Source organism: Nocardioides sp. GCM10027114 (assembly GCF_042659625.1).
GTDB lineage: Bacteria > Actinomycetota > Actinomycetes > Propionibacteriales > Nocardioidaceae > Nocardioides.
Genome location: NZ_JBHSSS010000025.1, coordinates 226,382 through 246,294 on the forward strand (window position 1 = coordinate 226,382; position 19,913 = coordinate 246,294).

The 19,913-nt window shown below is 72.9% G+C and carries 17 protein-coding genes; 11 read left to right on the forward strand and 6 right to left on the reverse strand.

Annotated elements, in window-relative coordinates; all coding sequences use genetic code 11:
• The first annotated feature begins 28 nt into the window (after positions 1-28).
• A complete protein-coding gene (gene pcrA, locus ACFP2E_RS14185; RefSeq protein WP_378524136.1) occupies positions 29-2,494 on the forward strand; it encodes a DNA helicase PcrA in 2,466 nt (821 codons plus the stop codon).
• 176 nt (positions 2,495-2,670) lie between these two features.
• Here the strand turns inward: pcrA and ACFP2E_RS14190 are convergent, their stop codons facing one another.
• A complete protein-coding gene (locus ACFP2E_RS14190) occupies positions 2,671-3,528 on the reverse strand; it encodes a M23 family metallopeptidase (protein WP_378524137.1) in 858 nt (285 codons plus the stop codon).
• Positions 3,529-3,750: 222 nt separating this feature from the next.
• Here ACFP2E_RS14190 and ACFP2E_RS14195 point away from each other — a divergent pair, with 222 nt between their 5' ends.
• The 3 genes from ACFP2E_RS14195 to sucD all read left to right on the forward strand — a co-directional run bounded on the left by ACFP2E_RS14195 (position 3,751) and on the right by sucD (position 6,428).
• Positions 3,751-4,176 carry a cobalamin B12-binding domain-containing protein gene (locus tag ACFP2E_RS14195; protein WP_378524138.1) on the forward strand — a complete coding sequence of 142 codons (426 nt, stop codon included), beginning with the start codon at positions 3,751-3,753 and terminating at the stop codon, positions 4,174-4,176.
• A 189-nt stretch (positions 4,177-4,365) separates the two neighbouring features.
• A complete protein-coding gene (sucC, locus tag ACFP2E_RS14200) occupies positions 4,366-5,532 on the forward strand; it encodes an ADP-forming succinate--CoA ligase subunit beta (RefSeq protein WP_378524139.1) in 1,167 nt (388 codons plus the stop codon).
• A 14-nt stretch (positions 5,533-5,546) separates the two neighbouring features.
• Entirely contained in the window at positions 5,547-6,428 is an 882-nt protein-coding gene (gene sucD / locus ACFP2E_RS14205) for a succinate--CoA ligase subunit alpha (protein WP_378524140.1), read from the forward strand.
• Between the two features lie 260 nt (positions 6,429-6,688).
• Here the strand turns inward: sucD and ACFP2E_RS14210 are convergent, their stop codons facing one another.
• Positions 6,689-8,536 carry a hypothetical protein gene (locus ACFP2E_RS14210; protein WP_378524141.1) on the reverse strand — a complete coding sequence of 616 codons (1,848 nt, stop codon included), beginning with the start codon at positions 8,534-8,536 and terminating at the stop codon, positions 6,689-6,691.
• A 150-nt stretch (positions 8,537-8,686) separates the two neighbouring features.
• Here ACFP2E_RS14210 and ACFP2E_RS14215 point away from each other — a divergent pair, with 150 nt between their 5' ends.
• The 5 genes from ACFP2E_RS14215 to ACFP2E_RS14235 all read left to right on the forward strand — a co-directional run bounded on the left by ACFP2E_RS14215 (position 8,687) and on the right by ACFP2E_RS14235 (position 13,631).
• Positions 8,687-9,970 (forward strand): DUF6350 family protein, encoded by a 1,284-nt coding sequence (locus tag ACFP2E_RS14215; RefSeq protein ID WP_378524142.1) that lies wholly within the window; start codon positions 8,687-8,689, stop codon positions 9,968-9,970.
• A gap of 9 nt (positions 9,971-9,979) precedes the next feature.
• Entirely contained in the window at positions 9,980-10,603 is a 624-nt protein-coding gene (gene purN, locus ACFP2E_RS14220) for a phosphoribosylglycinamide formyltransferase (RefSeq protein WP_378524143.1), read from the forward strand.
• Between the two features lie 121 nt (positions 10,604-10,724).
• A complete protein-coding gene (gene purH, locus ACFP2E_RS14225) occupies positions 10,725-12,308 on the forward strand; it encodes a bifunctional phosphoribosylaminoimidazolecarboxamide formyltransferase/IMP cyclohydrolase (protein WP_378524144.1) in 1,584 nt (527 codons plus the stop codon).
• Between the two features lie 23 nt (positions 12,309-12,331).
• Complete coding sequence (locus ACFP2E_RS14230) at positions 12,332-13,219, forward strand: bifunctional methylenetetrahydrofolate dehydrogenase/methenyltetrahydrofolate cyclohydrolase (protein WP_378524145.1); 888 nt, start codon at positions 12,332-12,334, stop codon at positions 13,217-13,219.
• A 1-nt stretch (position 13,220) separates the two neighbouring features.
• Positions 13,221-13,631, forward strand: a complete 411-nt coding sequence (locus ACFP2E_RS14235) for a DUF3017 domain-containing protein (protein WP_378524146.1) — start codon at positions 13,221-13,223, stop codon at positions 13,629-13,631.
• Positions 13,632-13,646: 15 nt separating this feature from the next.
• Here the strand turns inward: ACFP2E_RS14235 and ACFP2E_RS14240 are convergent, their stop codons facing one another.
• The 3 genes from ACFP2E_RS14240 to ACFP2E_RS14250 form a co-directional block, all read right to left on the reverse strand.
• The gene (locus tag ACFP2E_RS14240) at positions 13,647-14,198 is read right to left on the reverse strand and encodes a TetR/AcrR family transcriptional regulator (protein WP_378524147.1); all 552 of its coding nucleotides are present in this window, start codon (positions 14,196-14,198) and stop codon (positions 13,647-13,649) included.
• Between the two features lie 4 nt (positions 14,199-14,202).
• Positions 14,203-14,784 (reverse strand): sugar O-acetyltransferase, encoded by a 582-nt coding sequence (locus ACFP2E_RS14245; protein WP_378524148.1) that lies wholly within the window; start codon positions 14,782-14,784, stop codon positions 14,203-14,205.
• A gap of 124 nt (positions 14,785-14,908) precedes the next feature.
• Positions 14,909-15,886, reverse strand: a complete 978-nt coding sequence (locus tag ACFP2E_RS14250) for a malate dehydrogenase (protein WP_378524149.1) — start codon at positions 15,884-15,886, stop codon at positions 14,909-14,911.
• Between the two features lie 114 nt (positions 15,887-16,000).
• Here ACFP2E_RS14250 and ACFP2E_RS14255 point away from each other — a divergent pair, with 114 nt between their 5' ends.
• Entirely contained in the window at positions 16,001-16,759 is a 759-nt protein-coding gene (locus ACFP2E_RS14255) for a hypothetical protein (RefSeq protein ID WP_378524150.1), read from the forward strand.
• Between the two features lie 114 nt (positions 16,760-16,873).
• On the forward strand, positions 16,874-19,090 hold the full coding sequence (locus ACFP2E_RS14260) for an NADP-dependent isocitrate dehydrogenase (RefSeq protein WP_378524151.1): 2,217 nt from the start codon (positions 16,874-16,876) through the stop codon (positions 19,088-19,090).
• A 136-nt stretch (positions 19,091-19,226) separates the two neighbouring features.
• Here ACFP2E_RS14260 and ACFP2E_RS14265 read toward each other — a convergent pair whose 3' ends face one another.
• Positions 19,227-19,883: a DUF402 domain-containing protein gene (locus ACFP2E_RS14265; protein WP_378524152.1), complete on the reverse strand. Its 657-nt coding sequence runs from the start codon at positions 19,881-19,883 to the stop codon at positions 19,227-19,229.
• Positions 19,884-19,913 lie beyond the last annotated feature (30 nt).

Genomic DNA, 19,913 nt, shown 5'->3' on the forward strand with positions numbered 1-19,913 from the left:
GGTGGCGGCACGTAGGGTTGACCCCGAGATGAGCAACCCCTTCCCGATCCCCGGACTCGAGCACCTCACCCCCACGGACGACCCGTCGGCGACCCGCCCGCCGCGTCGCGGCCCGAGCGCCGAGGAGCTGCTCGAGGGCCTCAACGAGCCGCAGCGCGCGGCCGTCGTCCACGCCGGCCGGCCGCTGCTCGTGGTCGCCGGCGCCGGCTCGGGCAAGACCCGGGTGCTGACCCGCCGCATCGCCTGGCTGATCTCCGAGCGCAACGCCCACCCCGGGTCGATTCTCGCCATCACCTTCACCAACAAGGCCGCGGCCGAGATGAAGGAGCGCGTCGAGGAGCTGGTCGGCAAGCGCGCCCGCATCATGTGGGTCTCGACGTTCCACTCGGCCTGCGTGCGCATCCTCCGCAAGGAGGCCGACAAGCTCGGCATGAAGTCGAACTTCTCGATCTACGACGCGGCCGACTCCAAGCGGCTGATGACGCTGGTCCTCAAGGACCTCGAGCTCGACCCGAAGCGCTACCAGCCCAACGCGGTGCTCCACTGGGTCTCCAACCAGAAGAACGAGCTGCGCGACCCCGAGGAGGCGGCCAAGGACGCCCGCAACGGGATCGAGGAGGCCTATGCCACCGCGTACACCACCTACCAGCGGCGGCTGCGCGAGGCGAACGCGCTCGACTTCGACGACCTGATCATGTCGACGGTCCACCTCTTCCAGGCCTTCCCGGAGGTCCGGGAGACCTACCGGCGGCGGTTCCGGCACGTCCTCGTCGACGAGTACCAGGACACCAACCACGCGCAGTACGCCCTCATCCACCAGCTCTGCGCCGACACCCTCGAGGAGCCGCTGGGCGACGGCCTCGACGCCACCGGGGCGGCCGAGCGGGTCGAGCCCAGCGAGCTGATGGTGGTCGGCGACGCCGACCAGTCGATCTACGCCTTCCGCGGCGCCAACATCCGCAACATCCTCGACTTCGAGCAGGACTTCCCCGACGCCACCTCGATCCTGCTGGAGCAGAACTACCGCTCCACGCAGACCATCCTCACCGCCGCCAACGCCGTCATCGAGCGCAACCAGGGCCGCAAGCCCAAGCGGCTGTGGTCCGACGCCGGCGACGGCGCCCGGATCGTCGGCTACGTCGCCGACGACGAGCACGACGAGGCGCGGTTCGTCTCCGAGGAGATCGACCGGCTGACCGACTCGGGCGACGCCCGGCCCGCCGACGTCGCGGTCTTCTACCGCACCAACGCCCAGTCCCGCGTGTTCGAGGAGGTGTTCATCCGCGTCGGCATGCCCTACAAGGTCGTCGGCGGGGTGCGCTTCTACGAGCGGCGCGAGGTCCGCGACGCGCTGGCCTACCTCCGGATGCTGGTCAACCCGGCCGACGAGATCTCGCTGCGCCGGGTGCTCAACACCCCCAAGCGCGGCATCGGCGACCGGGCCGAGGCCTGCGTCCAGGCGCTGGCCGAGCGGGAGCGCACGACGTTCTGGGAGGCGCTGCGCCGGGCCGAGGACGCCCCGGGGCTGGCCACGCGCTCGCTGAGGGCCATCCAGGGCTTCGTGGCGATGGTCGAGGAGCTGCAGTCGATGGTGGACGCGGGGGAGCGCCCCGACGTCGTCCTGGAGTCGGTGCTGGCCCGCTCCGGCTACCTCGCCGAGCTCGAGGCCTCCGACGACCCGCAGGACGGCACCCGCCTGGAGAACCTCGCCGAGCTCGTCGCCGTGGCCCGCGAGTTCTCCGACGACCCGGTCGCCGGCCCGTCGGCCGACCCCTCCGACCCTGATGAGGGGGACGCCGGCACCGTCGCGCCCGGCCTCGGCGACTTCCTGGAGCGGGTGGCCCTCGTCGCCGACGCCGACCAGATCCCCGACGCCCCCGACGGCGACGACTCGGGCGTCGTCACCCTGATGACGCTCCACACCGCCAAGGGGCTGGAGTTCCCGGTCGTGTTCCTCACCGGTCTCGAGGACGGCGTCTTCCCCCACGCGCGCTCCCTCGGCGACCAGCCCGAGCTGGAGGAGGAGCGGCGGCTGGCGTACGTCGGCCTCACCCGCGCCCAGCAGCGGCTCTACGTCTCCCGTGCAGTGGTCCGCTCCGCCTGGGGCGCCCCCTCGCACAACCCGGCGTCGCGGTTCCTCGACGAGCTGCCCGTCGACCTCGTCGACTGGCGCCGCACCGAGGCCGCCCAGACCCGCTGGGGCCGGCCCGACGTCGCCTCCGGCTCACCCGCCGCGCGCCTGGGCAGCCCCACCGCCGCCGGCCGCCGCAACTTCTCCGTCGCCGCGGCCCGCGCCGACGCGGCCGCCAAGCAGAAGGCCGCCCGGCCCATCCCGTCGCTGGAGCCCGGCGACCGGGTCGTCCACGACTCCTTCGGCCTCGGCACCGTCGTCACCCTCGAGGGCGTCGCCGAGAAGGCCGTCGCGTCCATCGACTTCGGCTCCGAGGGCGTCAAGCGGCTGCTGCTGCGCTACGCCCCCGTCGAGAAGCTCTAGCCCCGGTCGGGCGAGCGCGCCCGCGTAGGGGAGACCCGCGCCACTAGGGCCCAGTTGTGCGCATCCGCAGGTCCGGGGTGGGTACGGGCCTGCCGTTGCGCACGCAGGCACCACGAGTCCCCGGGGAGCCGGGGATCGCGACCCGGGCGGGCCGCGAGGGTGAAGGACCAGTCAGATCAGGGGGTGACGCCGTGGACCTGGAACGCGGCGTACGGGTCGACCGGGTCGCCGGCACCGGGGCGCACCTCGAGGTGGAGGTGGGGGCCGGTGACGTTGCCGGTGGAGCCGACGTAGCCGATGACCTCGCCCGCGCGGACGGTCTGGCCCTCGGACACGGTGTAGGAGTCCTGGTGGGCGTACCACAGCTCGGTGCCGTCCTCGAGGGTGAGGACGGTCTTGTAGCCGTAGGCGCCGTCGTAGCCGACGGAGGTGATGGTGCCGTTGGCGATCGCCTTGAGCGGGGTGCCGCTGTCGGCGGCGAAGTCGAGGCCGGTGTGGTAGCTCGCCCACAGGCCGTACTCGCCGTACTCGGCGGTGAGCCGGTAGTTGTCGAGCGGGAGCACCCACTGGTTCAGCGCGATCTTCGCTGCCTGGGCCTCGGCCTTCTTGGCGAACTTGGCCAGGGCGGCGTCGCGCTGCCGTGCCTGCTGCTCGGCGGCCTCGAGGAGCTCTGCATTGGCGGCGTCGGCCAGGGCGTCGCGGCGCGAGTCACGCGTCACGGCGGCCTTGCGGTCGTCGAGGAGGCTGGCGGTCGAGACCGCGCCGGAGCCGTTCAGCGCGCTGGCAGCGCCCACGCGCGACACGGAGTCGGAGCCCATCAGCGCCGGCTCGGCAGCGGTGACGGCGCCACCCGCGGAGACGGCGAGCGCCGCGATGCCCATGACGATGGGCGCGGACGGCAGCCCGCGGAAGAGGGGTCCACGAGGAGCCTTGCTGGCCCGCCGCTTGCCGCTGCTCTGGGCCGGCTGGGCAGGCGTCTCCGAGGTGGAGGGTCGGCGGCTGCGGCCGCGACGATCCGCTCGGTGGTCACCCATGAACAAGTCTCCGGGGTCTCGGGGGGCTGACGATGAAGACGACGAGCGAAGACCATAACGGACAGGTCACGGCGGTCGTAATCGACGTCGGGGGGACGTGCTGAAGAGATCGGGGCCGATCTTGCACGAATCTCCTGCCTGACGTGCGAATTACCCACAATCGGCGCGTTCCTCACCTCTCCCGGTGCGTGGTACGGATCACGTCTCGGCTAGCCTGCTGGCATGACCTCCGGCCCCGCTCCTCGCATTCGCATCGTCGTCGGCAAGCCCGGTCTGGACGGCCACGACCGTGGCGCCAAGATCGTGGCCCGGGCCCTCCGCGACGCCGGCCACGAGGTCATCTACACCGGCCTCCACCAGACTCCGGAACAGATCGTGGAGACCGCGATCCAGGAGGACGCCGACCTCATCGGGCTGTCCGTCCTGTCGGGGGCCCACATGACCCTGTTCCGCACCCTCCTCGACCTGCTGGCGCAGCGCGATGCGTCCGACATCGTCGTCTTCGGCGGCGGGATCATCCCCGAGGAGGACATCCCGGTGCTGGAGGAGATGGGCGTCGCCAAGGTCTTCACCCCGGGCGCCGCGACCGGCGAGATCACCGGCTGGGTGGCCGAGCACTTCGGCGAGGACGCCGCCTCCCCGGCCTGAGTGGCCCGCCGGCCTGCGGGGCGACCCGTGCCCCTCCTGCAGTGCTATGACCTGCGCCACGTACGCCGCGTCGGGCGAGACCCGGCGTGGCCGTGCGCTGCTGCCCGGACTACTGTGCCCGAGGAACGAGCCGCGGCCGCGGCGTGACCGCGCCGGCTCTCGAACAGAACACAAAGGACTGGGTCGATCGTGGATCTGATGGAGTACCAGGCGAAGGAGCTCTTCGCCAAGCACGGCGTGACGACCACGCTGGGTGTCGTCGTCGAGACCGCCGAGGACGCCAAGGCCGCCGCCGAGCAGATGGGTGGCGTGACCGTCGTCAAGGCGCAGGTCAAGGCCGGCGGCCGCGGCAAGGCCGGCGGCGTGAAGCTGGCCAAGACCGCCGACGAGGCGTTCGAGTACGCGTCGAACATCCTGGGCATGGAGATCAAGGGCCTGACGGTCAACCGCGTGCTGGTCACGCCGGCGACGCCGCCGGAGGAGGAGTACTACTTCTCCTTCATGCTCGACCGCGCCAACCGCCAGTACCTCTGCATCGCGAGCGTCGAGGGTGGCGTCGAGATCGAGGAGGTCGCCAAGACCAACCCCGACGCCGTCAAGCAGATCGCCATCGACCCGGGCACCGGCGTCGACGAGGAGAAGGCCCGCGCGATCGCGACCGAGGCCAAGTTCCCCGAGGCCGTGTTCGAGCAGGCCGTGGACATGATCCAGGCGCTCTACAAGGTCTTCGTCGAGGAGGACGCCACGCTCGTCGAGGTCAACCCGCTCGCGCGGCTGGCCGACGACAAGCTCGAGGCCCTCGACGGCAAGGTCTCGCTCGACGAGAACGCCTCCGAGATCCGTCACCACGAGCACGAGAAGTTCGTCATCAAGGACGAGACCGACCCGCTCGAGGCGAAGGCAAAGGACAAGGGCCTGAACTACGTCAAGCTCGACGGCCAGGTCGGCATCATCGGCAACGGCGCGGGCCTGGTCATGTCCACCCTCGACGTGGTCGCGTACGCCGGCGAGGCGCACGGCGGCGTGAAGCCCGCCAACTTCCTCGACATCGGCGGCGGCGCCAACGCCCAGGTCATGGCCGACGGCCTGGACGTCATCGTCCACGACCCGCAGGTCAAGAGCGTCTTCGTCAACGTCTTCGGTGGCATCACCGCCTGCGACGAGGTCGCCAACGGCATCAAGGGTGCGCTGGAGATCCTCGGCGACGAGGCCTCCAAGCCGCTGGTCGTCCGTCTCGACGGCAACAACGTCGAGGCCGGGCGCGCCATCCTGGACGAGCTGAACCACCCGCTGGTGACGCTGGTCGACACGATGGACGGTGCGGCCGACAAGGCCGCCGAGCTGGCGAACGCCTGAGGAGCGAGAGAGACATGTCGATCTACCTGAACAAGGACTCGAAGATCATCGTCCAGGGCATGACGGGCGGGATGGGCTCCAAGCACACCACCCTCATGCTCGAGGCCGGCAGCAACATCGTCGGCGGCGTCAACGCCCGCAAGGCCGGCACCTCCGTCGAGCTGGCCGGTCAGGAGCTGCCGGTCTTCGGCACCGTCAAGGAGGCCATGGCCGAGACCGGCGCCGACGTGTCGGTCGTCTTCGTGCCGCCGGCCTTCACCAAGGACGCCTGCATCGAGGCCATCGACGCCGGCATCGGCCTGCTCGTGGTCATCACCGAGGGCGTGCCGGTGCAGGACACCGCCGAGGTGTGGTCCTACCTGCAGGGCAAGTCCACCCGCATGATCGGCCCCAACTGCCCGGGCATCATCACCCCGGAGGAGTCGCTGGCCGGCATCACGCCGCACACCATCGCGGGCAAGGGCCCGGTCGGCCTCGTGTCGAAGTCCGGCACGCTGACCTACCAGATGATGTACGAGCTGCGGGACTACGGCTTCTCGACCGCCATCGGCATCGGCGGCGACCCGATCATCGGGACCACCCACATCGACGCCCTCGAGGCGTTCGAGCAGGACCCCGAGACCAAGGCGATCGTGATGATCGGCGAGATCGGCGGTGACGCGGAGGAGCGCGCAGCGGCGTACATCAAGGACCACGTCACGAAGCCGGTCGTCGGCTACGTCGCCGGCTTCACCGCTCCCGAGGGCAAGACCATGGGCCACGCCGGCGCGATCGTGTCCGGCTCGTCCGGCACCGCCCAGGCCAAGAAGGAGGCCCTCGAGGCGGTCGGCGTGAAGGTCGGCAAGACCCCCTCGGAGACCGCCCAGCTCATGCGGGAGATCCTCGAGAAGCTCTGAGCGCGCCCCGCACGACGTGAAGAGGCCCCGCCGGGACGTGTCCCGGCGGGGCCTCTTCGTGTACGGCGACGGCCCGGGCAGGCCTGCCGCGCCACCGGTCTCTGCCGTGCGATGTCCGACCGGCGGGGCCCGGCGCCCGGGCCGTCGACCACGTCATCGACGGTAGGGGCCGCCGGCGGCGGCCAGCAGGGTCGAAGGTCACCCGGCCTTCCGGGGACGGGGGCCTCCCGGGGACGGGGCGTCCTGGGGCGTGGCGGGCGTCAGCGGGGCTTCGGCATCGCGGGCAGCCGGCCCGAGGCGCGCTGCACGAGGTCGATGAAGGCACCCGGCGCCATCGTGACGTCCCCGGCGGGGACGAACCCGACCTGGGTGACCGCGGTGCCCTGACGGGCCACACCCATCAGGTAGGAGACGGTCTGGTCGTCGCTGATCTCGGTCTTCACGTGCCACACGCTGAGGTCGGCGTCGGCACCCTCCGTGTGGGCCACGCGGGTGACGTCGGTCCCGAGGTCCTCCTCGCCGCAGCCGGCCATCTTGTCGCGGATGCCGGCCACGAAGGACCGTGCCTTGCCCGCGGGCAGCGTGCCCACGCTCTGGGTCAGGCCGAACTCGTCGGGGAGCTTGGCGTCGGGGATCACGAACGTCCGGGTGAGGTTGTTGCTGATGCCGCCGTCGCTGAAGCTCGTCTTGTCGCAGCCCGTCGCGGCGACGTTGCTGACCGCCTTGCGGGCCTCCGTGCCGACCCAAGGCTTGCCGACGTTGGCCACCGGCGGCAGGTCGACCTCGGAGAGCATCCCCGGGACGTTGCCGACCGGGACCGGCGGCCGCGACAGCACCTGCACCTCGGTGGTGCAGCGGCCGGCGTCGGGCTGGTCGCACAGGCCGTCGACGGCGCCGGCCAGCAGGCGTGCCGCGGAGGGCGGCTCGGGAGCCGCGTCGGGCGCGGTCCGTGACATGGTGACGGTGGTGATCAGGCCGGTGCGGGCCACCGCGGCGACGTACGTCGCGCCCGGGCCGTTCCAGTCGCGGAGCACCACGAGGGTGGCCTCGTCGCCGACGCCCTTCACCTCGCGGGTGGCGAGCAGCTGGACGCGGGGCTCGGCGCAGCCCGCGAACCAGTCGACCGCGTTGTCGAAGGCGCGCTCCGCGGCGCGCGGCTTCGCACTCAGCTCGGCGGTGTGCACCGCCCGGGTCTCGCCCTTGCCGCTGGGGGCGCGTCCCTCGAACGTTCGCACCCAGGTGGCGCGGCCGCGGGGGTCGGCGAAGCGGTCCTGCTGGCAGGGCATGACCAGCCCGTCGCCCTCGGTGTTGTCGGTGGTCCCGGCCTCGGCCCAGCCGCGGCCGGGCACCCGGTTGCCGACCTGCTGCGCGGTGAGCAGCGCGTCGGCGGTGAACTGCTCGGCGGGCTCCGGGGGCGGCTGGGCGGCGGGCTGGTCGTCGACGGCGGCGGCCACCTCGGCGGCCGTGCCCTCGAGGGTCGGGCGCACGCCCGACGCGTCCGTGACCAGGACGCCGCTGACGAGGACCGCGGCCATGCCGATGCCGGCGCCGACCAGGGTGTGGGTGCGGCGCCGCGCCTGGCCGGCCCGCCGGATGATCGTGGCGCGCGGCCACGACGCCTGGTCGGCGAGCTCGCGCAGCGGCTCGAAGAGGGACCGGATCTGGGTGGTCGCCACGTCGCGGTGGACGGCGAACTGGGCGCTGGCCGTCTGCAGCTCGCGCTCGGCCTCGGCACGGGGGAGGCCGACCTCGCGGGCGAGCCGCTCCATGCTGACCGTGGCGAGGTGGGTGAGCAGCAGCGCCTTGCGCTGGGCGACGGGCAGCTTGCCGAGCGCCTCGAGGGTCGCGCGGGCCTCGCCGTCGAGGTTCTTGTCGCGGTGCCAGATCCGGGCGGTGTGACGCCGCTGGGCGTGCGACCACGCGTGGGGGCGGACCCAGCTCTCCGGATCGGGGTGGTTCTGCACCTTGCGCCAGTGGTGCCACGCGGCCACGAACGCGTCGCGCACCGCCGACCGGCTGGCCGGCATGTCTCCGGTCAGGGCGTAGGTCTGGAGGAGGAGGCGAGCGCGGGCGTCCTTGTAGAAGGCGTCGAACTGCTCGGGATCCATGGCCCGTCCAAGGTACGGGAGCCGGGGGCGCCACGCACGCCGGCGGGCTCCCTCCCGACGAGGATCACACTGCGTCCGGTGGCCGGACGCGGCCCTCCCGGCGTGGGATCCGACGTACGCCGGTCCGGCCGGGCGAGGATGGTCCCCGTCATGACCTCCCTGCTCGCAGGCCCCGGCCGAGCCGGCGCCACCGCCGGCCCCGACGGCACCGCCGACCCGCGGCACCGACGACCCCTGCTGCTCGTGTCCCTGGGTGGGGGCGGCTTCGCCGCGCTGGCGCCGCTGACCGTGTGCCTCGGCGTCGCCGTCGTGGGCTGGTTCGTCACCGACGCCGGCAGCCACGGCGAGCCGCGCGACGCGCTGCGGGTGGGGGCCCTGGGCTGGCTGATGGCCCACGGGTCGGGCCTGCGGCTCGACGGGGTCGCCCTCGGCGTGCTGCCGCTGCTGCTCACCCTCGCCAGCGCCTGGGTGGCCTGGCGGACCGGGGTCAGGGTCGGGGACGCCGTCTCCGGGCACGGCCCCGACGCGGACGCCATCGCCGACGGCGAGCGCGACTGGACCGTGCCGGTCGGGGCGCTCGGCTTCGCGCTCGGCCACCTGGCGGTCACGGCCGCCGCCGTGCGGCTGGCGAGCACCCCCTCGGCCGGTGTGGACCCCCCGTCGGCCGTCCTGGGCTCGCTAGCCGTCGCGCTCCTCGTGGGGGCGCCGGCCCTCGCGGTGGGCTCCGGCCGGGCCGCGATCTGGGCGGCGGCGGTCCCCGCCCCGCTCCGGGCCGCGGGCCGCACCTGCCTCACGATCCTCCTCGGCCACCTCGGCCTCGCGCTGGTGGCCTTCCTCGCCGCCCTCGCCGTCGACGCCGCCACCGCCGCCAACGTGGTCTCCCAGCTCGGCATGGACGGCGGCGAGGTGCTGCTCTACCTGCTGCTGTCCGCGGCGCTGCTGCCGAACGCCGTGCTGCTCGGGTCGGCTTACCTCCTCGGCCCGGGCTTCGCGGTCGGCAGCGGCACCCTCGTGGCCGCCACCGGCGTGGTGCTCGGGCCGCTGCCGATGTTCCCGCTGCTCGCGGCGCTGCCCGACGACGGCGCCGCGCCGGGCTGGGTGCCGTGGCTGATGCTGCTGCCGCCGGTGGCCGCGGCCCTGCTCGCCGCGAGGGCGCACCGCTACCTCCCCACCAACCGGTGGGACCACGCCGCGCTGCGCGGCTGCGTCGGAGGCGTGCTGGCCGGGCTGGTCCTCGGCGCACTGATGACCCTCGCCGGCGGCGCGGTGGGCCCGGGCCGGATGCAGGTGGTCGGCCCGGCCGCCGGGGCCGTGCTGGTCCACGCCGTGACGGCCTTCGGCCTCGGCGGACTCCTCGGCGGGCTGGCCGCGACCTGGCGGCAGCGTCGGGCCGAGCGCCGGGCGAGCACCGTGACCGCCGGCCCGCGTCCGTAGACTCCCGCCGTGCCCACCCCTTCCGCGCCCGCGCGGCTCGTCGTCCTCGTCTCCGGCTCCGGGACCAACCTCCAGGCGCTCCTCGACGCGTGCGAGGACCCGGCGTACGGCGCCCAGGTGGTCGCCGTCGGCGCCGACCGCGACGACATCGAGGGCCTCGCCCGCGCCGACCGCGCCGGCATCCCCACCTTCGTGGTGAAGCTCCGCGGCTACGGGAGCCGGGACGACTGGGACCGCGCCCTCACCGACGCGGTGGCCGCGTTCGAGCCCGACCTCGTCGTGCTGGCCGGGTTCATGAAGCTGGTGAGCGAGGAGTTCCTGGCCCGCTTCGAGCAGCGGGTCGTCAACACCCACCCGGCCCTCTCGCCGTCCTTCCCGGGCACGGCCGGTCCCGCCGACGCGCTCGCCTACGGCGTGAGGGTCACCGGCTGCACCCTCTTCGTCGTCGACGGGGGCGTCGACACCGGTCCGATCGTGGCGCAGGAGCCGGTGCCGGTCCTCGACAGCGACGACGTCGAGTCGCTCCACGAGCGCATCAAGGTCGCCGAGCGGGCCATGCTCGTGGGCGCCGTCGGCCGGATGGCCCGCGAGGGGTTCCGCGTCGAGGGCCGGCTCGTGCGGTTCGGCGCCTGACCCGTCCGGCCCCTATGCTGGGCGCCACACGACTGGCGCAGGTGGGTCCAACCACCAGGGAGTGACGTCGAGCGCATCGAACGCCTGGGTGCCCTCATCGACCGATGAGGAGCCTGCCCAGATGACCGACCAGACCCGCCGGATCCCGATCGCCCGGGCGCTCGTGTCCGTCTACGACAAGACCGGCCTCGAGGACCTCGTCCGCGGCCTGCACGACGCGGGCGTCGCCCTGGTGTCCACCGGCGGGTCGGCCGCCCTCATCGACGAGCTCGGCCTCCCCGTCACCCGGGTCGAGGAGCTGACCGGCTTCCCGGAGTGCCTCGACGGCCGCGTGAAGACGCTGCACCCGCGGGTCCACGCCGGCATCCTCGCCGACCGCCGCCTCGACGACCACGTGTCCCAGCTCGAGGCCCTCGGCGTCGAGCCGTTCGACCTCGTGGTCTGCAACCTCTACCCGTTCGCCGACACGGTCGCCGCGGGCGCCGGCCAGGACGACTGCATCGAGAAGATCGACATCGGCGGCCCGTCGATGGTGCGCGCCGCCGCGAAGAACCACCCGAGCGTCGCGGTCGTGACCTCTCCGGAGCGCTACGCCGACGTCCTCGCCGCGGTCGCCACGGGCGGCTTCACCCTCGCCCAGCGCCAGCAGCTCGCCGCCGAGGCGTTCGTCCACACCGCGACGTACGACGTCCAGGTGGCGTCGTGGATGGGCAACGTCGTCAGCGACACCTCTGGCGGCAGCGGCTTCCCGGCCTGGCTCGGCGCGACCTGGGACCGCTCCGCGGTGCTCCGGTACGGCGAGAACCCGCACCAGCGCGCGGCGCTCTACACCTCGGGCTTCACGACGGCGCCCGGGCTGGCGCAGGCCGTGCAGCTGCACGGCAAGGAGATGTCCTACAACAACTACATCGACGCCGACGCGGCCCGTCGCGCGGCGTACGACCTCGACGGGACGGCGGTCGCGATCATCAAGCACGGCAACCCGTGCGGCATCGCGGTGGGCGCCGACGTCGCCGAGGCGCACCGCAAGGCGCACGAGTGCGACCCGGTCTCGGCCTTCGGCGGCGTCATCGCCACCAACGTCCCGGTCAGCCGCGAGATGGCCGAGCAGGTCGCCGAGATCTTCACCGAGGTCGTGGTCGCGCCCGGCTTCGAGGAGGGCGCCGTCGACGTGCTGGCGACGAAGAAGAACGTCCGGCTGCTCGAGTGCCCGCCGCTGGAGCGCGGCGGGGTCGAGATGCGACCGATCTCGGGCGGACTGCTGCTCCAGGCCCGCGACGCGGTCGACGCCGAGGTGGACGGGGGTGGCGACGACCCGTCGACGTGGACCCTCGCCGCCGGTGAGCCCGCCGACGAGGCCACGCTGGCCGACCTGGCGTTCGCCTGGCGGGCCTGCCGGTCGGTGAAGTCCAACGCGATCCTGCTCGCCTCGGACGGCGCCAGCGTGGGCGTCGGCATGGGGCAGGTCAACCGCGTCGACTCCTGCCGCCTCGCGGTCGAGCGGGCCGGCGACCGGGCGCGCGGCTCGGTCGCCGCCTCGGACGCGTTCTTCCCGTTCGAGGACGGGCCGCAGATCCTCATCGACGCCGGCGTCCGGGCGATCGTCCAGCCCGGCGGCTCGATCCGCGACGAGCTCACCATCGAGGCGGCGAAGGCTGCGGGCGTCACCATGTACTTCACCGGCACGCGTCACTTCTTCCACTGAGGGGTCCTGACAGGATGAGCCACATGAGCACCACCGCCCAGAAGCTCGACGGCAGCGCGACCGCCGCGGCGATCAAGGAGGAGCTCCGGGTCCGGGTGGCCGCCCTGCGCGAGCGGGGGGTCGTGCCGGGCCTCGGCACCGTGCTGGTCGGCGACGACCCGGGGTCCCGCTGGTACGTCAACGGCAAGCACAAGGACTGCGCCGAGGTCGGCATCGAGTCGATCCGCGTCGACCTGCCGGAGTCGGCCACGCAGGAGGAGATCGAGGAGGCAGTCGCCGGCCTCAACGCCGACCCCGGCTGCACCGGCTACATCGTCCAGCTCCCGCTGCCGAAGGGTCGCGACGAGAACCGCGTGCTCGGCCTGATCGACCCCGCCAAGGACGCCGACGGCCTGCACCCCACCAACCTCGGCTGGCTGGTGCTCGGCAAGGAGGCGCCGCTGCCCTGCACCCCCGCGGGCATCGTGGAGCTGCTGCGGCGCCACGACGTGCCGATCGCCGGCGCCGACGTCTGCGTGGTCGGCCGCGGGGTCACCGTGGGCCGGCCGCTGGGCCTGCTCCTCACCCGGCGCAGCGAGAACGCCACCGTCACGCTCTGCCACACCGGCACGGCCGACCTCGCCGCGCACGTCCGCCGCGCGGACGTCGTGGTGGCGGCCGCCGGTGTCCCCGGCATCATCTCCGGCGAGATGGTCAAGCCCGGTGCCGCCGTGCTCGACGTCGGGGTCTCTCGGGTCGACGGCAAGATCGCCGGCGACGTCGCGGACGACGTCTGGGACGTCGCCGCGTGGGTCTCCCCGAACCCGGGCGGCGTGGGGCCGATGACCCGCGCGATGCTGCTGTCGAACCTCGTCGGGATGGCCGAGAAGGCCGCCGCGGAGCGCGTCGGGGCCGGCGCGGGGGAGCGGTGACGTGGGTGAGCTGCAGGTGAGCGAGCCCGTCCAGCCCGCCGAGGAGGAGCCGGCCGACGAGTCCCCGGCCGACGAGTCCCCGGCCGACGAGTCCCCGGCCGACGAGTCCCCGGCCGAGGAGGCGCCCGAGCCCCGGCGCTACCCGTCGACGCTCGGTGGCGCGCTCTACCTCGTGGTGCTGGCCGCGACCGCGCTCGGGATCGGGCTCGCCTGGGTCGGCGACTGGCGGCTCGGCGTCACCTGGGTCGGTGCGTCGCTCATCGCCGCGGCGGTGATCCGGCTGGTGCTGCGGCAGCGCGACGCCGGCATGCTCGCGGTGCGGCACCGGGCGATCGACGTCCTGCTGCTGACCTCGGTCGGCGGGGTGCTGATCTTCCTCGCCGGATCCATCCCCAACCAGCCGATGCCCTGAGGGCCGTCGTCGGGTTCAGGCCGGCGGTCCGACCTGGCGCGCCACGGCCCGGCGTACGTCGTCCCGGCCGAGCGGCGCGGTGCTCAGCGTGTTGTGCATGACCATGCCCTCGATCAGGGCGTCCACGCCGCGCGCGGTGGCGGGGTCGAGGAAGCGGCCCAGCGTGGCCCGGCTCGCCTCCATCCAGCCCTGGGTGACGCTGCGCAGCGCCGGCCGGCGCAGTGCCGCGAGGTAGAGCTCGTAGGCCACCGCCCAGTCCGCGTCGTCGGCGCCCGCGTCGCCGCAGATGAGGTCGGTCAGGGCGTCGACGAGCGCCTCGCCGCCATCGACCCCTTCGAAGTGGGCCGCGTAGGCGACCGACATCCGGGCGGCGTGCCGCTCGAACGCCTGCTGGCACAGGTCGTCCAGCCCGGTGAAGTGGTAGGTCAGCGAGCCCAGCGGCACGTCCGCCACCGCCGCGATCCGCCGGTGGGTGGTGTTCACGAGGCCGTGCCCGGCGATCACCACCAGGGCGGCGTCGAGGATCCGCTCCCGTCGGTCCGGGTCGTGGCGGCGGGGACGGCTCACGCGCTCAGAGCGGCCGGACGACGCGGGCGGGGGAGCCGACCGCGACCACGTCGGCGGGGAGGTCGCGGGTCACGACGGACCCGGCGCCCACCACGGTGTTGGCGCCGATCGTGACCCCGGGGCAGACGATGACGCCGCCGCCGAGCCAGACGTTGTCGCCGATGACGATCGGCTCCGCCGACTCCCACTTGTCCCGGCGCGGCCCCGGCTCGAGCGGGTGGGTCGCGGTCAGCAGCTGCACGTTCGGCCCGATCTGGACGTCCTCGCCGATGGTCACCGTCGCCACGTCCAGCACGACCAGCCCGAAGTTGGCGAACGAGCGGGCCCCGAAGCGGGTCTGGTTGCCGTAGTCGCACCGGAACGGCGGGCGGATCTCGGCGCCCTCGCCGTACTCGCCGAGCAGCTCGGTGAACAGCGCACGGAGGGTGGCTCCGTCGGTGGGGTCGGTGGTGTTGATCCGGTGGAAGAGCCGTTGGGCGCGCGCCTGGTCGGCGGCGATCTGCGGGTCGTCGGCGACGTACAGCTCGCCCGCGAGCATCCGCTCGCGCATGCTCCGGGTGTCGGGTCCGGGGTGGGTCTCAGTCATGTGTACGAATGTACGCATCGGCCGGACCGTCGGTCCACCCGATAAATGCGCCGACCCGCCCGGTCTCGGCGGTCGAGCTCGTCGAGACCCGGGCGGGTCGGGGCTGAGGTACGGGCGGGTCGGCTCAGATCAGGCCGAGCTGCTTGACCTGGTCGCGCTCCGACTCGAGGCGGGCGACGGAGGCGGCGATCCGCTCCTTGCTGAAGTCATTGAGCTCGATGCCCTCGACGATGGAGTACTCGCCGTTCGACACGGTGCACGGGAACGACGAGACGACGCCCTCGGTCACGCCGTACGAGCCGTCGGACGGCACCGACATCGACACCCACTCGGAGGTGCCGTTCAGCCAGTCGCGCATGTGGTCGATGGTGGCGTTGGCGGCGGAGGCGGCCGAGGAGGCGCCCCGGGCCTTGATGATCGCGCCACCGCGGGTGGCGACGGTCGGGATGTACTCGTCGACGATCCAGTTCTCGTCGACCTGCTCGGCCGCCGACTTGCCGTTGACCTCGGTGTTGAAGAGGTCGGGGTACATCGAGTCGTCGTGGTTGCCCCAGATCGCGAGGTTCTTGATCTCGGTGACCGGCACGCCGAGCTTCTTGGCGAGCTGCGTCTTCGCGCGGTTGTGGTCGAGGCGGGTGAGCGCGTTGAAGCGCTCGCGCGGGATGTCGGGGGCGTTGCTCATCGCGATGAGCGCGTTGGTGTTGGCCGGGTTGCCGGTGACGAGCACCTTGACGTCGTCGGCGGCGTTGTCGTTGAGCGCATTGCCCTGGCCGGTGAAGATCTTGCCGTTGGCCTCGAGCAGGTCGGCGCGGTCCATGCCCTCCTTGCGCGGCATGGCCCCGACGAGCATCGCGGCGTTGACGCCGGAGAAGATCTCGTTGGGGTCGGCGCCGATCTCGACACCGGCGAGCAGCGGGAAGGCGCAGTCGTCGAGCTCCATCACGACGCCCTCGAGCGCCTTGAGGGCCGGCTCGATCTCCAGCAGCCGCAGCTCGATCGGGCGGTCGCCGAGCGCACCGGCGGCGAGACGGAAGAGAAGGCTGTAGCCGATCTGGCCGGCGGCGCCGGTGACGGCGACCTTGAGGGGAGAGCTCGAGCTCACGACGACTCCTGTGGCGTTGGGAGGGCTGATCTCCGGTCGACGCTAGCAGCGGCGCGCCGCGCGACCTCCGGGAGGTGTACCGGCGGGGGTGGGGGCATGCGACATGCTGTGGACATGAGCAGCCCGACCCGACGGCCGGTCACCACCGCCGCCGTCGCGGTCGTCGCGATCGTCGTGGCCGGTGCGCTGTCCGCGTGCGGCGGCGAGCCCGAGACCCGGGGGCCGTCCGGGGTCGACGGCCTGGTCATCCCGACGCCCGCCCCCGACCCGGCCGACTTCGTCGAGGGCATCGACAACCCGTGGCTGCCGCTGACGCCCGGCGCGTCCTGGGAGTACGACGTCACCGAGGGGCCGGGGTCGACCGTCACGGTCACCGTGACCGACCGGACCCGCGAGGTCGAGGGCGTGGCCACCACGGTGGTCGACGTGGTCACCGCCGACGAGGGCCGCGTCACCGAGGTGGCCCGCGAGCTGTACGCCCAGGACGCCGGGGGCAACGTGTGGCGGTTCGGCGAGCGCACCACCACCTACGACGGGCGCGGCCGCGTCGAGTCCCGCGAGGGCTGGGAGGCCGGCGCCGACGGCGCCCGGGCCGGCCTCGCCATGGCCGCCGACCCGCGGGTGGGGGACGGGTATCGCGAGGGGTACCTCCCCGGCGTGGCCGAGGACGTCGCCGAGGTGCTCGCGGTCGACCAGGCGCTGACCCTCGACGCCGGCTCCTGGAACCCCGTCGTGCTCACCGCGGACCGCTCCGAGCTGGAGCCCGGCGTGGTCGAGCAGCGCTACTTCGCCCGTGGGGTCGGGCTGGTGCTGGTGGACACCGTCGCCGGCGGCGACCGCCGGCTCGAGCTGGCGTCGTACTCCGCCTCCTAGCACCCCGCAGGCCCTCGGGCCGGCCTCGAGCAGGCATGGCGCGGCCCACAGCGACGGGCCGTGGGCTGGACCCGCGTTTGCCTGCCCCTCGGGCGCGCACTAGCGTCCGGAGCCGTGAGCGACTCCAAGATCATCTACACCCAGACCGACGAGGCCCCGCTGCTGGCCACCTACTCCTTCCTCCCGATCGTCGAGGCGTACGCCGCCAAGGCCGGGGTGGAGGTCGAGACCCGGGACATCTCGCTCGCGGGGCGCATCATCGCCCAGTTCCCCGAGCGGCTCACCGACGGGCAGCGCCTCGACGACGCCCTCGCCGAGCTCGGCGAGCTGGCCACGAAGCCCGAGGCCAACATCATCAAGCTGCCCAACATCTCCGCCTCCATCCCGCAGCTGAAGGCCGCGATCAAGGAGCTGCAGGAGCAGGGCTACGACCTGCCGAGCTACCCGGAGAACCCCAGCACCGACGAGGAGCGGGAGACCCGGGCGAAGTACGACAAGGTCAAGGGCTCCGCGGTCAACCCGGTGCTGCGCGAGGGCAACTCCGACCGCCGCGCGCCCGCGTCGGTGAAGAACTACGCCAAGGCGCACCCGCACCGCATGGGTGAGTGGACCTCGGAGTCGAAGACCAACGTCGCCACCATGGGTCACGACGACTTCCGCTCCAACGAGAAGTCCGTCGTCGTCGACGCCGACGACACCCTCCGCATCGAGCACGTCGCCGCCGATGGCACCGTCACCGTCCTCAAGGACGAGGTCAAGGTCCTCGCCGGCGAGGTCGTCGACTCGACCTTCATGGACGTCGCCGCGCTGCGCCGCTTCCTCACCGAGCAGATCGCCCGCGCCAAGGCCGAGGACGTGCTGTTCTCGGTCCACCTCAAGGCGACGATGATGAAGGTCTCCGACCCGATCATCTTCGGCCACGTGGTGCAGGCGTTCTTCCCGACGCTCTTCGAGCAGTACGGCGAGCAGCTGGCCGCCGCGGGCATCTCGCCCAACGACGGGCTCGGCGCGCTGATGTCCGCCGTCGCCGACCTGCCCGACGGCGAGGCCGTCAAGGGCGCCGTCGAGGCCGGCCTGGCCGAGGGCCCGCGGATGGCGATGGTCGACTCCGACCGCGGCATCACCAACCTCCACGTCCCCTCCGACGTCATCATCGACGCCTCGATGCCGGCGATGATCCGCGGCGGCGGCCACATGTGGGGCCCCGACGGCGAGGAGCACGACACCCTCGCGGTCATCCCGGACTCCTCCTACGCGGGCGTCTACCAGGCGGTCATCGACGACTGCCGCGCCCACGGCGCCCTCGACCCCGCCACGATGGGCTCGGTGCCCAACGTCGGCCTGATGGCGAAGGCGGCCGAGGAGTACGGCTCCCACGACAAGACCTTCGAGGTCCCGGCGGCCGGCACGGTCCGCGTCGTCGCCTCCAGCGGCGACACGCTGCTCGAGCACGACGTGCAGCCGGGCGACATCTGGCGCGCCTGCCAGACCAAGGACGCCTCGATCCGCGACTGGGTCAAGCTGGCCGTCACCCGCGCCCGCGCCACCGGCGCCCCGGCCGTGTTCTGGCTCGACGAGACCCGCGCCCACGACGCCAACCTCATCGAGAAGGTCCGCACCTACCTCGCCGAGCACGACACCGACGGGCTCACCATCGAGATCATGGCGCCGGCCGAGGCGACGGCGTACTCCCTCGAGCGGATCCGCAAGGGCGAGGACACCATCTCGGTCACCGGCAACGTGCTGCGCGACTACAACACCGACCTGTTCCCGATCCTCGAGGTCGGCACCTCCGCCAAGATGCTGTCGGTCGTGCCGCTGATGAACGGCGGCGGTCTCTTCGAGACCGGTGCCGGCGGGTCCGCACCCAAGCACGTGCAGCAGCTCGTCAAGGAGAACTACCTGCGCTGGGACAGCCTGGGCGAGTTCTTCGCGCTGGTGCCGTCGCTGGAGCTGTACGCCGAGCAGGCCGGCAAGCCGGGCGCCAAGGTGCTCGCGGCCGCCCTCGACCGCGCGACGGAGACCTTCCTCAACGAGGACAAGTCCCCGACCCGCCGGATCGGCGGCATCGACAACCGCGGCTCGCACTTCTACCTCGCCCTCTACTGGGCGCAGGAGATGGCGAACCAGACCGAGGACGCCGACCTCGCGGCCGCGTTCAAGGGCCTTGCCGAGACCCTCAGCGCGCAGGAGGAGACGATCGTCGCCGAGCTCAACGCGGTCCAGGGCGAGCCGGCCGACATCGGTGGCTACTTCCGCCCCGACGCGGAGAAGGCCGCCGCGGTGATGCGTCCGTCGAAGACCTTCAACGAGGCGCTCGCGTCGCTCTGATCAACACGCGCGCACACGCACGACGGACGACGAGCCGGGCCCGGGGACCTCTTCCCGGGCCCGGCTCCGTCTCTGTCCTGCCGCGGACGTCATACGAACTGGTGCCTATAACGACCGGAACGTATGACGTCCGGCGTCAAGTGGGGGAGTGCGCCGGGAGGTCGGGCAGCGCCGGGAGCGGCCAGTGCGGGTCGGGCCGGAAGGTCTGCCACCCGTCGCGGAAGGGCCGGCCCCAGGCAGCGACGACCGCCTCGATCTCGTCGGCCACGGCCGTGATGCCCGTGGCCTCCTCGGCGGAGTAGCGGCCCTGGGCGACGGCGAGGGCGAGCTCGTCCTCGTCCTTGCGGTGGACGCTGCGGTCCGGCTCGACCCACACGTCGAGCACGTTGTCGCGCGAGTAGACCGTGTCGGCGTCGCGGACGTGCGGGTCCTCGATGTTGGCGTACCACCCCTCGAAGCGCCCGGTCGCGGCCTCGAAGAAGTGCATGACCGACCATGCCCGGCCGGTCGGCGCGACGCGGAGCACGTGGTAGTCGGTCCACACCTCCTCGGCCTGCACCACCTCGGCGGTGAACATCGTCGCGCGGTCGGACCGCCGCGGGCGCCCGTCGGCGCGCGCCTTGCGCAGCACCGGCGTGCCGGCCGCCAGCCACGTCACCAGCCCGTCGGCGTCATCGCGGACCACGCGGACGCGCTCGGCGAAGTGGGGGCCGGCCGGGTCGCCCCAGCGGTACGTGATGAGGGTCCCGGGGCTCCAGTACGGCGGCGTCCCCGAGCGTCGACGACCGGTCATGGCGCCGGACCCTACGCGACCCGGCTCACG

What these genes read in the sequence shown, in the direction of transcription:
- pcrA (WP_378524136.1), top strand. Translation starts at nt 29, where the DNA reads ATGAGCAACCCCTTCCCGATCCCCGGACTCGAGCACCTCACCCCCACG.
- sucD (WP_378524140.1), top strand. Translation starts at nt 5,547, where the DNA reads ATGTCGATCTACCTGAACAAGGACTCGAAGATCATCGTCCAGGGCATG.
- ACFP2E_RS14190 (WP_378524137.1), bottom strand. Translation starts at nt 3,528, where the DNA reads ATGGGTGACCACCGAGCGGATCGTCGCGGCCGCAGCCGCCGACCCTCC.
- purH (WP_378524144.1), top strand. Translation starts at nt 10,725, where the DNA reads ATGACCGACCAGACCCGCCGGATCCCGATCGCCCGGGCGCTCGTGTCC.
- ACFP2E_RS14210 (WP_378524141.1), bottom strand. Translation starts at nt 8,536, where the DNA reads ATGGATCCCGAGCAGTTCGACGCCTTCTACAAGGACGCCCGCGCTCGC.
- ACFP2E_RS14245 (WP_378524148.1), bottom strand. Translation starts at nt 14,784, where the DNA reads ATGACTGAGACCCACCCCGGACCCGACACCCGGAGCATGCGCGAGCGG.
- ACFP2E_RS14255 (WP_378524150.1), top strand. Translation starts at nt 16,001, where the DNA reads ATGAGCAGCCCGACCCGACGGCCGGTCACCACCGCCGCCGTCGCGGTC.
- ACFP2E_RS14230 (WP_378524145.1), top strand. Translation starts at nt 12,332, where the DNA reads ATGAGCACCACCGCCCAGAAGCTCGACGGCAGCGCGACCGCCGCGGCG.
- ACFP2E_RS14215 (WP_378524142.1), top strand. Translation starts at nt 8,687, where the DNA reads ATGACCTCCCTGCTCGCAGGCCCCGGCCGAGCCGGCGCCACCGCCGGC.
- ACFP2E_RS14195 (WP_378524138.1), top strand. Translation starts at nt 3,751, where the DNA reads ATGACCTCCGGCCCCGCTCCTCGCATTCGCATCGTCGTCGGCAAGCCC.
- ACFP2E_RS14265 (WP_378524152.1), bottom strand. Translation starts at nt 19,883, where the DNA reads ATGACCGGTCGTCGACGCTCGGGGACGCCGCCGTACTGGAGCCCCGGG.